Source organism: Paramagnetospirillum sp., assembly GCF_058402745.1.
Window position 1 is genome coordinate 121,948 of the sequence record NZ_JBZVFI010000003.1, and the last position, 13,570, is coordinate 135,517.

The following is a 13,570-nucleotide window of genomic DNA, read 5'->3' on the forward strand; positions in this document are numbered from 1 at the left end:
CCCCAAATCCATACGGCGTTGACCTTAGTCACGAAGCGGTCATTGTGCGGTGCGGGGGATCGGGGCTATAGTTTGCGCCGCAACAATATTTCGTCGGTATGTGTCGAAGGGGACCGGGCATGGTTGAGATGATGGAGAACCGTACGTTCGCCGAGATCAAGGTGGGCGACACGGCAAGCCTGACGCGCACCTGCACCATGAAGGACGTGGAACTGTTCGGCGTCGCCACCGGCGACCTCAATCCCACCCATTACAGCGTGGAAAGCGCCGAAAAGTTCGCCCACCATCGCAAGGTGGTGGCCCATTCCATGTGGGGCGGTTCGCTTCTGTCGGCGCTGCTGGGCAACGAGCTGCCTGGACCGGGCACCGTCTACCGCAGCCAGCAGCTGGACTTCACCGGCGCGGTCGAGGTGGGGGACACCCTGACCGTCACCGTGACGGTGACCGAAAAGATCGCGCCGCTCGACATCGTGCTCGACTGCAGGGGAAGCAACCAGCGGGGCGAGACGGTGTTCGCCGGCCAGGCCCGCGTCTCCGCCCCCGCCGAAAAGGTGGTGCAGCCGCGCATGGAGCTGTCCGAGGTGGCGCTGCGCCGCCGCCATCACGTGTTCGAGGACATCATCGCCCGCTGCGCGCCCCTGGCGCCCATCTCGGTGGCGGTGTGCCATCCCTGCGACCAGGTGTCGCTGGAAGGTCCCGTCGAGGCGGCGAAGCTTGGCCTGATCGACCCCATCCTGATCGGGCCGGAAGCCAAGATCCGCTCGGTGGCCAAGGAGTTCAACCTGGACATCTCGGGCCTTCGCATCGTCGATACCCAGCATTCCCACGAATCCGCCGAGAAGGCGGTGGCCATGTGCCGCTCTGGCGAGGCCGAGGCCCTGATGAAGGGCTCGCTCCACACCGACGAGATGATGCACGAGGTGGCGTCCAGGGATAAGGGCCTGCGCACCGCGCGGCGCATCAGCCACGTCTTCGTCATGGACGTGCCCACCTATCCGCGCACCCTGTTGATCACCGACGCCGCCATCAACATCTACCCGACGCTGGAGGACAAGGCCGACATCCTGCAGAACTGCATCGAGCTGGCCCACGTCCTGGGCGTCGAGCTGCCCAAGGTGGCCATCCTCTCGGCGGTGGAGACGGTGTACCCCAAGATCAACTCGACCATCGAGGCGGCGGCGCTGTGCAAGATGGCCGATCGCGGCCAGATCACCGGCGCCCAGCTGGACGGCCCGCTGGCCTTCGACAACGCCATCAGCGAAGAGGCGGCCAAGATCAAGAAGATCACCTCGCCGGTGGCGGGGCGCGCCGACATCCTGCTGGTCCCCGACCTCGAGGCCGGCAACATGCTGGCCAAGCAGCTGTCCTACCTGGCCGACGCCGACGCCGCCGGCATCGTGCTGGGCGCCCGGGTGCCCATCGTGCTGACCAGCCGCGCCGACAGCGCCAAGGCCCGCCTGGCGTCCTGCGCCGTCGCCGTCCTGTTCGCCCACGCCCGCCGCGCCAAGGGCGCGGTTGCCGCGCAGTAAGGGATCGATCGTCAAATGCGTGAAGGCATCCTGGTCATCAACGCCGGCTCGTCCAGCATCAAGTTCTCGCTGTACATCTCCGAGGGCGACGACGAGCCGTTGCTGTCCTCCAAGGGGCAGGTGGAGGGCATCAACGTCGCCCCCCATTTCATCGCCAAGTCGCCCGACGGGACGGTGCTGGCCGAGGACCGCTGGCCGGACCAGCCCGATCTCAGCCACGAGGCGCTGTTCAAGCACATGATCGGCTGGATCGAGGCCCATCTGGACGGGGCCGAGCTGAAGGTGGCCGGGCATCGCGTGGTGCATGGCGGCTCGCAATACTCCCATCCGCTGCTGATCAACGACGACCTGATGGCCGAGCTGGAGCAGCTGGTGCCGCTGGCGCCGCTCCACCAGCCGCACAACCTGGCGCCCATCCGCGCCCTGGCCAAGGTCCATCCCGGTCTGCCGCAGGTGGCGTGCTTCGACACCGCCTTCCACCGCTCCAATCCCTGGGTGGCCCAGACCTTCGCCCTGCCGCGCGCCCTCACCGGCGAGGGGGTGAAGCGCTACGGCTTCCACGGCCTGTCCTACGAGTACATCTCGCGCCGGCTGGCCAGGCTGGCTCCCGCCCAGGCCCGTGGCCGGGTGGCGGTGGCCCATCTGGGCTCGGGCGCGTCCATGTGCGCCATCAAGGGCGGCAAGAGCGTCGCCTCCACCATGGGCTTCACCGCCCTGGACGGCCTGCCCATGGGGACGCGGACCGGCACGCTGGACGCCGGCGTGGTGCTTTATCTGCTGCAGCAGAAGGGCATGACCGCCAAGGACATCGAGAACCTGCTGTACAAGCAGTCTGGCCTGTTGGGGGTCTCGGGCCTCAACAACGACATGCGGGTGCTGCTGGAAAGCTCCGAGCCCCACGCCGCCGAGGCGGTGGAGCTGTTCACCTACCGCATCGCCCGCGAACTGGGCTCGCTGGCCGCCGCCATGGGCGGGCTCGACGCCCTGGTGTTCACCGCCGGCATCGGCGAGCATTCGCCCCCGGTGCGGGCCAAGGTCTGCCATCTGTCCGAATGGCTTGGCATCCGCCTCGATTCCGAAGCCAACGAAGAGGGCGAGGCCGAGCTGATCAGCGCCATGGACAGCAAGGTGGCGGTCTGGGTGATTCCCACCGACGAGGAAATGATGATCGCCGAGCATACCCGCGAGGTCCTGCGGAGCTTGCGCGACTAGAGTGCGATGACGACAGACCGGCACGACATCGTGCCGGTCTGTCGTCTGAATCGCCCTCTAATTTAGTGATTAGAGACGGATTCAGCTTCGAGGTTTTAACCTCGAAGCATCCGGCTCTAGGCTGAAGACACCATATCTGGTATGGCTATTGTGCTTCTGGTCAATTCCCTTGGGAAATGGCACATTGGAGCCATGACAGGAACCAGGCGGGACCGCTAAGGCATGCGTAAGCTGAAGATTTCCATCGGACACCATGTCCTGCACGTCGATCTCTACGACACGGCAACGGCGGATGCGGTGCTGGCGGCGCTGCCGTTCGAGGCCCGTGCCGCCATCTGGCAGGGCGAGGTCTATTTCCAGGCCCCGGTGCATGCCGACCGCGAGGACCATGCCCGCGACGTGGTCGAGGCCGGCGAACTGGCCTTCCGTCACGAAGGCGAGTCCATCGTCATCGGCTATGGCCCGACGCCCTGTTCCGAAGGCGACGAGATCCGTCTGGCGGTGCCCGCCAACATCTTCGGCCGTACCGGAGATTCGCTGGCCTTCCTGGCCAAGGTCGAGGCGGGTGAACTGGTCCGGGTCGAGGCGGCCGCGGAGTAGGACCATGCCGCTACGATCCATGCCGCGGGCGGTCGCCGTTCTGTCGCTGATGGCTGGCCTGTCGGGCTGCGCCGTGGCCGAACTGGCCGCCCATGGCGTCAAGGAATGGGACAAGCGCAATCAGGGCGGGCAGCAGAACGCCTCGCAGCCGGCGCCCCAGTCCCAGTCTCAGGCCCGGACCGAGGAGGAACCGCCGCCGCCGGCCCGCGCTCCGGCGTCGCCCTCGGGCCGCTCGTCGGTGACCGTCGAGGAATTGCCGGCCCGGTAAGGTCGGCGAGCCGACCTGTCGTCCCGACGCCCGGCGGGGCGGAGGGATCTCGTCCTGGCGCGGCTTATCCGAACCGGCACTGATGGTTCGGGCGGCTATTTCCGTCCGCGTTCGATCTCGATGCCGACCGAGGCGGCCTCGGCGTAGACATCCAGCTTTTCCACCCGGATACGGGCGGTCTCCACCCGTTCGTCGCTGAGGCACAGTTCGGCGATCTTTTCCGCCAGGGTCTCCACCAGGTTGATGTGGCCCTCGGCCAGCATGGCCTTGATGCCGTCGATCACGTCCTCGTAGGACACCACGTTGGCGATGTCGTCGCTCAACGGACCGGCCTGCTCCAGCACGCTCATGTCGACGTTGATCCGCACCCTCTGGGGCGCCAGCAATTCATGGGCATGGATGCCGATGGAGCATTTCAGCACCAGATCGCGGACCAGGATGCGATAGAGGCGGCGGACCGGCGCTTCCTGCGGCTTGGTCTCGTCTTCACTGCGGCTCACGAACACTTGGCTCTTTCCTAAGGCTGGGAAAGCAGGGTCATAGCGCTTCCCGAGCGCGCCACGCAAGTGGTCAATGACCGCCAGGCTCGCAGGGGGGGCAATGAACCGGCCAGGTGCGGAACGGAAGGTCCTGGGCGAAGATGCCCAGTTCCTCCACCGCCGCTCCCGCCGGCTGCCAGCGATTCATCACCCGGATGCCGCCGCAGGTGGGGCAGAAATCGACGTAGACCGGCTTGGCCTGGTGGCGCCGGATGAAATCGGCGGTGTCCTGGCTTTCCTCGATGATGGGCCGGCTGGAGAAGCGGATGCCGCCGCCGCCGGTCGGCATCATGGCCATGGACATCACCCGCCGGGTATGAAAATCGTCGCAGCGGAAGGTGAAGCACTGGCCGGTTCCCGTCCGCCGGATCTGGGTGACCAGGGCGCGGTAGACGTCGGCGATGTTGCCGTCGCCCAGCAGGTCCCACAGGCTGCGGCCAAGGGCGGGATGCCGCTTGCCGCCGTTCATCCAGCCCGGGCTCATGGCGATGATGCGGTCCTGGCCGCAGATTTCGTAGGTCAGGACCTGGGCGTCCCGCTCCTGGGATTTCGAATGCTTGACAACTTCACCCATCGCCATACCCACCAATTCCATCGGCATATGCCATAGGGATGTGGTTGTGATGGCGGGTGGCTACAAGGTCATAGTGTCGAGGGAACCGACGGGGCGAACATCGTCGGCCGGGGGCAGGCGGCCGAGCAGGGTGGAGATGCTGGCGGCCAGGACCGGGTGCAGGGCCGGCCCGGCGATCTCGGCCAGGGGGGCGAGGGCGAAGTGGCGCTCCTGCAGCCGGGGATGGGGGAGGGTGAGAACCTCCTCCTCCATCACCATATCCCCATAGAGCAGAATGTCGAGGTCGATCAGGCGCGGTCCGTAGCGCACCGAGGCCACCCGGCCCAGCTGGTCCTCCAGCTCCTTGAGGCGGGCCAGCAAGTCGCGCGGCGGCAAGGTGGTGGCCAGCGCCACGGCCATGTTGAGGAAAGCGGGCTGGTCGGTGACGTAGAGCGGGGCCGTCTCCCACACCTGGGAACGCGCGGCGACGGTGCCGAGCATGCCCAGGGCGCCGATGGCGGCGCGCAGGTTGGCGGGCCGGTCGCCCAGGTTGGTGCCCAGGCCGAGGTGAACCAGTGTCATGATGGAGCGTCAGGCGATGATGTCGGGAATCAGCAGGTTTTCCAGCCGGGCGATCTCGTCCTTGAGGTGCAGCTTGCGTTTCTTCAGCCGCTGCAGGCGCAGCTGATCGAACGGCGCCTCGTCGGAAACGCGGGAGATCACGTCGTCCAGATCGCGGTGCTCGGTCTTCAATTCCGCCAGTTGACGGCGGACGTCTTCAAGATTGTCATCGATCATGGCTGGACGAAACTGGGACAAGGTGGGTGGAGGGTAGCAGAACTCGTCCGGAAACGGTATGGGTAAGGTAGGATAAAGAGGAGGTTGGGGAATGGCGGCCAAGCGTATCGGAATTCTGACCAGCGGCGGCGACTGCGCCGGATTGAACGCGGCCTTGCGTGCCGTCGTTCATCGCGCCATCCGCAATTACGGCTGGCAGGTCTTCGGTATCCGGGACGGCAGCCTGGGACTGATGGACCGGCCGCTCAATTACGTGGAATTCGACCTGAAGTCGGTGGGCGACGGGATGCTGCGCCTGGGCGGCACCATCCTGGGGACCATCAACAAGGGCGATCCCTTCGCCTATCCCATGCCCGACGGGTCCAGGAAGGACCGCTCGCAGGATTTCGTCGACGGCTACAAGGAGTTGGGCATCCAGGCGCTGGTGGTGATCGGCGGCGACGGCTCCATGCGCATCCTCAACCAGCTGTGCCGCCAGGGCGGCATTCCCATGGTGGGCATCCCCAAGACCATCGACAACGATGTCGCCTGCACCGACTACGCCATCGGCTTCGCCACGGCGCTCAACGTGGCGGGCGAGGCCATGGACCGTCTGGCCCCCACGGCGGCCAGCCATCACCGGGTGATGATCCTGGAGGTCATGGGCCGCGACGTGGGCCACATCGCCATCAATGCCGGCATCGCCGGCGGCGCCGACGTGGTGCTGATCCCCGAGATTCCCTATACCCTGGACGGCATCGCCAGGAAGATCGCCGAGGTGCGGGAAGAGGGCCGCAACCACGCCCTGATGGTGGTGGCCGAGGGCTGCAAGACCGAGACCGGCCAGGCGGTCACCCAGCTGCAGAGCGGCGGTCAGGCCCGCTATGGCGGCATCGGCCAGTATCTGGCGGCCCGCCTTGCGGAAACGGTGGAGGCCGAGACCCGCGTCACCGTGCTGGGCCATGTCCAGCGCGGCGGCATGCCGGCCATGCGCGACCGCATCATCGCCTCGGCCTTCGGCGTCCATGCCGTCGATCTGATCGCCCAGGGCAAGCTGGGGCGCATGGTGGCGTGGCAGCACGGCCAGGTGGTCGACGTGCCCATCACCGACGTGGCCGGCATCACCCGCGCCATCGATCCCTACGGCACCCTGGCCCAGACGGCGCGCGGCCTGGGTATCTATATCGGCGAGATGTAGGAAGCTCTCCCTGTCATCCTGAGCACAAGCGAAGGATCTTTCAGCCCGAGGCGGTTGCCGCCCTTGCCTGAAAGGCCCTTCGGCTGCGCCTCAGGGTGACAAGCCGTCAAATCGGTTCCCCCCAGCGCCGGATCGTCCCGCAATCGAGCCCGAACAGGTCGAGCACGCGGCCCACGCTGTGCTCGATCATGTCGTCCAGGCTTTCCGGTCTGGCGTAGAAGCCGGGAACCGGTGGCGCGATCACCGCGCCCATTTCCGACAGCTGCAGCATGGAACGCAGGTGGCCGGTGTGCAGCGGCGTCTCGCGCACCATCAGCACCAGCCGGCGGCGCTCCTTCAGCGCCACGTCGGCGGCCCGGGTCAAGAGCGAGGTCGTCACCCCGGTGGCGATCTCGCTCATGGTGCGGATGGAGCACGGCGCCACGATCATGCCCAGCGAGCGGAACGAGCCCGAGGCAGGCGCGCCGCCGATGTCCTCGGCCTTGTACCACTTGCTGGCCAGGGCGCGCACCTGGGCCACCTTCAGCTCGCTTTCGTGGGACAGCGTCACCTCGGCGGCCCGGCTCATGACCAGATGGGTCTCGACGCCGAGGCGCCCCAGCATCTCGAGCGCCCGGATGCCGTAGACCACGCCCGAGGCTCCACTAATTCCTACGATCAGGCGGGGTGGCGGGGTGTTCAAGGCGGTTAGTCCTCGGGGTTGGGGCGGATTGGGGTAAGAACCTTAGTCCAGGGGGGCGGGCAGGGCAATTTCCCTGCTGACAATTCCGTGACAGGAGGAATAAGATTCCCAAGTCACCCACCCCATAGGGAGGACCGTAATGAGCCTTCATGACCGTGTCGAGTCCTTGAAAGCCAAGCATGCCGCTCTGGAAAGTGCCATCGAGATGGAAGCCAGACGCCCGCTGCCGGACAATACCCAGATCCATGATCTCAAGCGCAAGAAACTGCTGATCAAGGACGAGCTGAGCCGCATCGGCTCCGGACCTCACTGAGGAAGGCGATCAAGGGGCCGGGTCATTCCGGCCCCTTTTTCATTGCATCCCCCCGTTGCTGAATTCGCAAATTGCAATTCAGCCCTCCGGACGGCGAAAATATGCGAACCTTGCGAATGGGCGAGGATCGTCGCGTAATATCATGATTAATAATCAGAAAAGCCGTTTTGGCGGTGCCGCGCGAAAATGGTTTCGCGTCCTTGCAATGCACCTTTGCAAAATTTGCCTGATTGCGGCATTCTCCCCGCTCAGACGGAGGGGCGGAAAGCCCCCCATGGGAGTGGCAAAGCAGAGGACCTGTCCGACATGACGAACGCATACCAGCAAGCCTACGACAAGTCGCTGAAGGACCCGGAGGGGTTCTGGGGGGAAGCGGCCAAGGAAATCCATTGGTACAAGACCTGGGACAAGGTCCTGGACGATTCCAACAAGCCGTTCTATCGCTGGTTCGTCGGTGCCGAGACCAACACCTGCTACAACGCCGTCGATCGCCACGTCGAGCAGGGCCGCGGCGAGCAGACCGCCATCATCTATGACAGCCCGGTCACCCAGACCAAGCGCAAGATCAGCTACAACGAGCTGAAGGACCAGGTGTCGCGCCTGGCCGGCGCCCTGGCCGAGCTGGGCGTGGAGAAGGGCGACCGCGTCCTGCTCTACATGCCCATGGTTCCCGAGGCGGTGGTCGGCATGCTGGCGGTGGCCCGCCTGGGCGCCATCCACTCGGTGGTGTTCGGCGGCTTCGCCCCCACCGAGCTGGCCACCCGCATCAACGACGCCAAGCCCAAGGTGATCCTGTCGGCCTCCTGCGGCATCGAGGGCTCCAAGGTGCTGGCCTACAAGCCCATGCTGGACGAGGCCATCGCCATCTCCGAGCACAAGCCCGGCCACACCATCATGCTGCAGCGCCCGCAGGCCGCCGCCCTGATGGACAAGCCCGGCGACCTGGACTGGGTCGAGGTCTGCGCCAAGGCCAAGCCGGCCGGCTGCACCCCGGTCAAGGCCACCGACCCGCTCTACATCCTCTACACCTCCGGCACCACCGGCCAGCCCAAGGGCGTGGTCCGCGACAACGGCGGCCACATGGTCGCCCTGATGTGGTCCATGAAGTACGTCTACAACATCAAGCCGGGCGAGGTGTTCTGGTCGGCCTCCGACGTGGGTTGGGTGGTCGGTCACTCCTACATCTGCTACGGCCCGCTCTTGAACGGCTCGACCACCGTGGTCTACGAGGGCAAGCCGGTCGGCACCCCCGACGCCGGCGCCTTCTGGCGCATGATCAGCGAGTACAAGATGGCCTCGCTGTTCACCGCCCCCACCGCCTTCCGCGCCATCAAGCGCGAGGACCCCAACGGCGAGCTGATCAAGAAGTACGACCTCAGCAGCTTCCGCGCCCTGTTCCTGGCCGGCGAGCGTTCGGACCCCGACACCATCAACTGGGCCCGCGACAACCTGAAGGTCCCGGTGGTCGATCACTGGTGGCAGACCGAGACCGGCTGGGCCATCGCCGCCAACTGCCTGGGCCTGCATGAATTCCCCATCAAGCCCGGCTCGCCCACCAAGCCGGTTCCCGGCTGGGGCCTGGAAGTGCTGGATGAAGGCCATCAGCCCTGCGAGGCCGGCAAGGTCGGCTCGCTGGTGGTCCGCCTGCCGCTGCCCCCCGGCGCCCTGCTCACCCTGTGGAATGCCGACCAGCGCTGCATCGACAGCTACTACTCGGAATTCCCGGGCTGCTACAAGACCGCCGATGCCGGCATGATCGACGAGGACGGCTACGCCTACGTCATGGCGCGCACCGACGACATCATTAACGTCGCCGGTCACCGCCTGTCCACCGGCGGCATGGAGGAAGTGCTGGCCAGCCATCCCGACGTGGCCGAATGCGCCGTGATCGGCGTCGCCGACCAGCTGAAGGGCCAGCTGCCGCTGGGCTTCATCTGCCTGAAGGCCGGCGTCACCAAGCCGCACGACCAGGTGGTCGCCGAGGTGGTCAAGCTGGTGCGCGAGAAGATCGGCCCCGTGGCCGCCTTCAAGACCTGCACCGTGGTCAACCGCCTGCCCAAGACCCGCTCGGGCAAGATCCTGCGCGGCACCATGCAGAAGATCGCCGACAACCAGGACTTCAAGATGCCGGCGACCATCGACGATCCCGCCATTCTGGACGAGATCGACGAATCGCTGCGGACCGTCGGCTATTCCAAGGCCCGTACCGAAGCCGCGGATTAACCGTCCCGGTGCACCAAGACGCGGCGGCCCCCGGAGCGATCCGGGGGCCGTTGCCGTTTCGGGGGCTGCGGACCTCAAACGGAAGCGGGGCCGGAGATCGGGCAATCTCCGGCCCCTTTCGGGCGGGTCGGGAACGGGAAGGGCGACCCGCCGATGACGGCAGGGGAGGGTCTACCCGAGCCGACGCTGGAAGATCAGGCGCTGGGAGGGCTTGAAGCCGCAGCGGGCGAGGAAGCCCAGCAGGCTGAAGCTGTCCCAGGCCAGCTGGGTCTGCACCTTCTCCACACCCAGCGAGGCCAGGTTGGTGAGCAGCTGGCTCATCAGGGCGCGGCCGACGCTGTGGCGGGCGTAGGCCGGATCGACGCCGATGGTGTCGAGCACGGCGGTGGACTGGGCGCGGCCGAACTCGCCGTACTCGGTACGCGCCATGACGAAGCCGGCGAACTGGCCGTCGATCTCGGCGACCAGCGAGACGCGGATGCCGGATTCCTTGGTCACCTCGGCGATCTTGCGCTTGTAGTAGGTGGAGCGGTCACGGCGCGAGACCTTGCGGTCCACCGAGACGATGAAGGGATAATCGGCCTCGGTCAGCGAACGCACCGGAATGCGGTCGCGCGACAGGGCGGCGTAGTCGTCGCCGGAGGGGTCGGACAGATCGACTTCGTCGCTGTCGCGGACCTGAGTGGCCAGGGGAGCCTCGAAATCGGAGACATTGTCGGTGGTGCGCTCGAGAACCAGACGGGGAGCCAGCTCGAATCCGGCGGACTGGAAGAATCGGGTGATGCCGTGCTCGGTCCAGTCGGCCTGGCTGACCACTTCCTTGATGCCCCGCGCCTTCAGGCTGTCCTCGACCGCGGCCATCAGCTTGCGGCCCAGGCCCTGGTTGCGCTGGTCGGGATCGACGCCGATGGTATCGACGACGCCCACGGGGCCGGAGCCGCCGAATTCGCCGTCCAGGATGTGGGCATAGGCATAGCCCTTCAGCACCGGGCCGTCGGCGGCGGCCAGGGTGACGAAGCTCGCCGGCTCGGCGGTGACGGCCGCCATGCGCTTTTCGTGGTAGTTACGACGCGGCTTGCCGGTCAGACGGCGATCCAGTTCGATAACGCGCTCCAGGTCGGCGGCAGCGATGTCGCGGATGGTGGTGCTCATGAACTCGCGAACCTCCCCTCTCGTGGGTCCACCGGTCTGGTTGGGGCGGGAGCCGGCACTTGACGGCTTCCCTCGGCGGGCGGTACCCTGTTAAATGAATAATTCGGTACTATAATACCGAAATCAAACCGGCGGTCAAGAGGAGCGTGTCATGAAGTGGGAGTTTCCTGGACGGGTGGCGGTGGTCACCGGCGGAATGCGCGGCATCGGCCGCACCATCGCCGACGGTCTGCTGGCCGGAGGGGCCGAGGTGCATGTCTTCGACCGCGAGACCGGGGACCTGCCCCAGGGCATGACGGCGCACGCGGTGGACGTCTCCAACTCCGAATCGGTCAACGCCGCCTTTGCCGCCATCGGCAAGCCGGTTCACCTTCTGGTCAACAACGCCGGCATCACCCGTGACCGCACGCTTCTGAAGATGAGCGACGAGGAATGGGGGGCGGTGATCAACGTCAACCTGACCAGCGCCTTCAACACCATCCGCGCCGCCGGGCCGGGCATGGTGCAGGCCGGCGTCGGCCGCATCGTCAACATGATCTCCATCAACGGCCTGCGCGGCAAGATGGGGCAGGGCAACTACGCCGCCTCCAAGGCCGGCATGGTGGGCCTGACCAAGACGGCGGCCAAGGAACTGGGTCCCAAGGGCGTCACCTGCAACGCCGTGGCGCCGGGCATGGTGCTGACCGAGATGACGCTGAAGCTGGACCAGCAGTTCCGCGACAAGGCCCTGGCCGAGGCGGCGCTTTCCATCCTGCCCGACACCTCGGACATCGCCAACGCGGTGCTGTTCCTGCTGTCCGACGCGGCGCGCTGCATCACCGGCGAGGTCATCAAGGTGGATTCGGGGCAGTATATCTAAGGCTTGTTAAACAAGCGATTCTTCCGCCGTCACCCTCGGGCTTGACCCGAGGGTCTTGGATGGCCGGGTCAAGCCCGGCCATGACGGCTAAATAGTAGCTACATTCCCAGGGTCTCGGTATCCCGCGACACCAGGATCTTGTCGATGCGCCGCCCGTCCATGTCCATCACCTCGAAGCGCCAGCCGTCCTTGACGAAGTGGTCGCCGGCCTCGGGGATGGCGCGGAACTGGGACAGCATGAAGCCGGCGGCGGTGGTGTAGTCGCCGCCGCCCTCGGTCATGGCCCGGCAGCCCAGCTTCTCGGCGGCCAGGTCCACCGCCATGTCGCCGTCCACCAGCCACGAGCCGTCTTCCCGTTCGGTGATGGTGCCCTGGTACTCCTCGCCGTGCTCCGACAGGTTGCCGAGGATGGAGCCCAGGATGTCGGCGGCGGTGACGATGCCCTCGACGCTGCCGTACTCGTCCACCACCAGCGCCATGTGGATGTCCGACTGCTTCAGCACGTCGAGCACGTGCAGCGCCGGGGCGTTGTCGTGGACCACCGCCAGGGGCTTGACCGCCGCCGCCACGTCGAGGGGGCGGCCGTCCAGGGCAACGTCCAGCAGGTCCTTGGCCTGGACCACGCCCAGGGTCTCGTCGATGCCGCCCCGGCACACCGGCAGCCGCGAATGGCGGCAATCGCGGAGCGTCCTGATGATCTCGGCCGCCTCCCAGTCGAGGTCGATCCACACCATGTCGGCCCTGGGCGTCATGATGCCGCGGACCCGGCGGTCGCCGAAGCGCATGACGCCGGAGATCATCTCCTTTTCCTCGGGCTCGAAGACGCCGCTTTCGGTGCCCTCGGCGATCATCGCCCGCACCTCCTCCTCGGTGACCGTCTGGTCGTCGGCGCGGCGGACGCCCAGCACGCGGATCACGGCATGGCTGGAGCCTTCCAGCAGCCAGACCAGCGGCGAGGTCAGGCGGGCCACCAGGGCCATGGGCCGCGCCACCTTCTCGGCGATGTTCTCGGGATTGGCCAGCGCGATGTGCTTGGGCACCAGCTCGCCGACGATCAGCGAGGCGTAGGTGATGGCTCCCACCACCAGGGCGATGGCGATGCCCGCCGCCGCCGGCGCGGCGGCGGGGTATTGCTCGACGATCCAGGCGCTCAGCTGCTCGGCCAGGGTGGCGCCGGAATAGGCGCCGGCCAGCACCCCCACCAGGGTGATGCCGATCTGCACCGAGGACAGGAAGCGGGTGGGGTTGTCGGCCAGTTCCAGGGCGGTGGCGGCTCCCCTGGACCCTTCGGCGGCACGGGCGGCGAGGCGGGCGCGCCGTGCCGAGACGATGGCCAGCTCGGACATGGCGAAGCAGCCGTTGAGGCAGACCAGGGCGACGATCACGGCGATTTCGAAGGCGATATGCATGAAGAGGATCATGCCCGATTCGCTCCGTTCGGCAACCATGGATTCGACACAATGCCGGCCGACCATGATCTTGACCGCAATGCCCCTGTTGCTTCGAGGGGCAAGGGGAAGCAAAGGATTTTGTTAAGAACCATTCGCTAGGATGGTGTTGATGGGAAGCAGGCGAAAGGATGACGCCATGTGGTCTTCCGTCTCCGCTACAACCTTGTCGGGCCAGAGGGCTCCGCTATGCGCGCCGATTTCTGAGGCGCGCATG

General features: G+C 66.4%; 15 protein-coding genes. 8 read left to right on the forward strand and 7 right to left on the reverse strand.

Annotated features, from left to right (window positions below; translation table 11 throughout):
• The first annotated feature begins 119 nt into the window (after positions 1-119).
• The 4 genes from ACV4UZ_RS01485 to ACV4UZ_RS01500 all read left to right on the forward strand — a co-directional run bounded on the left by ACV4UZ_RS01485 (position 120) and on the right by ACV4UZ_RS01500 (position 3,609).
• Positions 120-1,529 carry a bifunctional enoyl-CoA hydratase/phosphate acetyltransferase gene (locus ACV4UZ_RS01485; protein ID WP_491599179.1) on the forward strand — a complete coding sequence of 470 codons (1,410 nt, stop codon included), beginning with the start codon at positions 120-122 and terminating at the stop codon, positions 1,527-1,529.
• A gap of 15 nt (positions 1,530-1,544) precedes the next feature.
• On the forward strand, positions 1,545-2,741 hold the full coding sequence (locus tag ACV4UZ_RS01490) for an acetate/propionate family kinase (protein WP_491599180.1): 1,197 nt from the start codon (positions 1,545-1,547) through the stop codon (positions 2,739-2,741).
• Positions 2,742-2,963: 222 nt separating this feature from the next.
• Positions 2,964-3,341: a cyclophilin-like fold protein gene (locus ACV4UZ_RS01495; RefSeq protein ID WP_491599181.1), complete on the forward strand. Its 378-nt coding sequence runs from the start codon at positions 2,964-2,966 to the stop codon at positions 3,339-3,341.
• 4 nt (positions 3,342-3,345) lie between these two features.
• Positions 3,346-3,609, forward strand: a complete 264-nt coding sequence (locus ACV4UZ_RS01500; RefSeq protein WP_491599182.1) for a hypothetical protein — start codon at positions 3,346-3,348, stop codon at positions 3,607-3,609.
• A gap of 95 nt (positions 3,610-3,704) precedes the next feature.
• Here the strand turns inward: ACV4UZ_RS01500 and ACV4UZ_RS01505 are convergent, their stop codons facing one another.
• The 4 genes from ACV4UZ_RS01505 to ACV4UZ_RS01520 form a co-directional block, all read right to left on the reverse strand.
• On the reverse strand, positions 3,705-4,109 hold the full coding sequence (locus tag ACV4UZ_RS01505) for a dihydroneopterin aldolase (protein ID WP_491599183.1): 405 nt from the start codon (positions 4,107-4,109) through the stop codon (positions 3,705-3,707).
• Positions 4,110-4,179: 70 nt separating this feature from the next.
• Complete coding sequence (locus ACV4UZ_RS01510) at positions 4,180-4,722, reverse strand: hypothetical protein (protein WP_491599184.1); 543 nt, start codon at positions 4,720-4,722, stop codon at positions 4,180-4,182.
• Positions 4,723-4,782: 60 nt separating this feature from the next.
• Positions 4,783-5,283, reverse strand: a complete 501-nt coding sequence (gene folK, locus ACV4UZ_RS01515; protein ID WP_491599185.1) for a 2-amino-4-hydroxy-6-hydroxymethyldihydropteridine diphosphokinase — start codon at positions 5,281-5,283, stop codon at positions 4,783-4,785.
• Positions 5,284-5,292: 9 nt separating this feature from the next.
• On the reverse strand, positions 5,293-5,499 hold the full coding sequence (locus tag ACV4UZ_RS01520) for a YdcH family protein (protein WP_491599186.1): 207 nt from the start codon (positions 5,497-5,499) through the stop codon (positions 5,293-5,295).
• 91 nt (positions 5,500-5,590) lie between these two features.
• Here ACV4UZ_RS01520 and ACV4UZ_RS01525 point away from each other — a divergent pair, with 91 nt between their 5' ends.
• Positions 5,591-6,676: an ATP-dependent 6-phosphofructokinase gene (locus tag ACV4UZ_RS01525; RefSeq protein ID WP_491599187.1), complete on the forward strand. Its 1,086-nt coding sequence runs from the start codon at positions 5,591-5,593 to the stop codon at positions 6,674-6,676.
• A gap of 106 nt (positions 6,677-6,782) precedes the next feature.
• Here ACV4UZ_RS01525 and ACV4UZ_RS01530 read toward each other — a convergent pair whose 3' ends face one another.
• Complete coding sequence (locus ACV4UZ_RS01530; RefSeq protein ID WP_491599188.1) at positions 6,783-7,358, reverse strand: UbiX family flavin prenyltransferase; 576 nt, start codon at positions 7,356-7,358, stop codon at positions 6,783-6,785.
• A 139-nt stretch (positions 7,359-7,497) separates the two neighbouring features.
• Between ACV4UZ_RS01530 and ACV4UZ_RS01535 the strand changes: the two genes are divergently transcribed.
• Both ACV4UZ_RS01535 and ACV4UZ_RS01540 read left to right on the forward strand, forming a co-directional pair.
• Complete coding sequence (locus tag ACV4UZ_RS01535) at positions 7,498-7,671, forward strand: YdcH family protein (RefSeq protein ID WP_491599189.1); 174 nt, start codon at positions 7,498-7,500, stop codon at positions 7,669-7,671.
• A 306-nt stretch (positions 7,672-7,977) separates the two neighbouring features.
• Positions 7,978-9,894 (forward strand): propionyl-CoA synthetase, encoded by a 1,917-nt coding sequence (locus tag ACV4UZ_RS01540; RefSeq protein ID WP_491599190.1) that lies wholly within the window; start codon positions 7,978-7,980, stop codon positions 9,892-9,894.
• Between the two features lie 171 nt (positions 9,895-10,065).
• Here ACV4UZ_RS01540 and ACV4UZ_RS01545 read toward each other — a convergent pair whose 3' ends face one another.
• Positions 10,066-11,046 carry a GNAT family N-acetyltransferase gene (locus ACV4UZ_RS01545; RefSeq protein ID WP_491599191.1) on the reverse strand — a complete coding sequence of 327 codons (981 nt, stop codon included), beginning with the start codon at positions 11,044-11,046 and terminating at the stop codon, positions 10,066-10,068.
• A gap of 151 nt (positions 11,047-11,197) precedes the next feature.
• Between ACV4UZ_RS01545 and ACV4UZ_RS01550 the strand changes: the two genes are divergently transcribed.
• Complete coding sequence (locus ACV4UZ_RS01550) at positions 11,198-11,905, forward strand: SDR family oxidoreductase (protein ID WP_491599192.1); 708 nt, start codon at positions 11,198-11,200, stop codon at positions 11,903-11,905.
• 98 nt (positions 11,906-12,003) lie between these two features.
• Here ACV4UZ_RS01550 and ACV4UZ_RS01555 read toward each other — a convergent pair whose 3' ends face one another.
• Positions 12,004-13,314, reverse strand: a complete 1,311-nt coding sequence (locus tag ACV4UZ_RS01555) for a hemolysin family protein (RefSeq protein ID WP_491599532.1) — start codon at positions 13,312-13,314, stop codon at positions 12,004-12,006.
• Between the last annotated feature and the right edge of the window lie 256 nt (positions 13,315-13,570).

What these genes read in the sequence shown, in the direction of transcription:
- ACV4UZ_RS01555 (WP_491599532.1), bottom strand. Translation starts at nt 13,314, where the DNA reads ATGCATATCGCCTTCGAAATCGCCGTGATCGTCGCCCTGGTCTGCCTC.
- ACV4UZ_RS01535 (WP_491599189.1), top strand. Translation starts at nt 7,498, where the DNA reads ATGAGCCTTCATGACCGTGTCGAGTCCTTGAAAGCCAAGCATGCCGCT.
- ACV4UZ_RS01550 (WP_491599192.1), top strand. Translation starts at nt 11,198, where the DNA reads ATGAAGTGGGAGTTTCCTGGACGGGTGGCGGTGGTCACCGGCGGAATG.
- folK (WP_491599185.1), bottom strand. Translation starts at nt 5,283, where the DNA reads ATGACACTGGTTCACCTCGGCCTGGGCACCAACCTGGGCGACCGGCCC.
- ACV4UZ_RS01490 (WP_491599180.1), top strand. Translation starts at nt 1,545, where the DNA reads ATGCGTGAAGGCATCCTGGTCATCAACGCCGGCTCGTCCAGCATCAAG.
- ACV4UZ_RS01495 (WP_491599181.1), top strand. Translation starts at nt 2,964, where the DNA reads ATGCGTAAGCTGAAGATTTCCATCGGACACCATGTCCTGCACGTCGAT.
- ACV4UZ_RS01525 (WP_491599187.1), top strand. Translation starts at nt 5,591, where the DNA reads ATGGCGGCCAAGCGTATCGGAATTCTGACCAGCGGCGGCGACTGCGCC.
- ACV4UZ_RS01545 (WP_491599191.1), bottom strand. Translation starts at nt 11,046, where the DNA reads ATGAGCACCACCATCCGCGACATCGCTGCCGCCGACCTGGAGCGCGTT.
- ACV4UZ_RS01520 (WP_491599186.1), bottom strand. Translation starts at nt 5,499, where the DNA reads ATGATCGATGACAATCTTGAAGACGTCCGCCGTCAACTGGCGGAATTG.
- ACV4UZ_RS01485 (WP_491599179.1), top strand. Translation starts at nt 120, where the DNA reads ATGGTTGAGATGATGGAGAACCGTACGTTCGCCGAGATCAAGGTGGGC.
- ACV4UZ_RS01540 (WP_491599190.1), top strand. Translation starts at nt 7,978, where the DNA reads ATGACGAACGCATACCAGCAAGCCTACGACAAGTCGCTGAAGGACCCG.
- ACV4UZ_RS01510 (WP_491599184.1), bottom strand. Translation starts at nt 4,722, where the DNA reads ATGGGTGAAGTTGTCAAGCATTCGAAATCCCAGGAGCGGGACGCCCAG.
- ACV4UZ_RS01500 (WP_491599182.1), top strand. Translation starts at nt 3,346, where the DNA reads ATGCCGCTACGATCCATGCCGCGGGCGGTCGCCGTTCTGTCGCTGATG.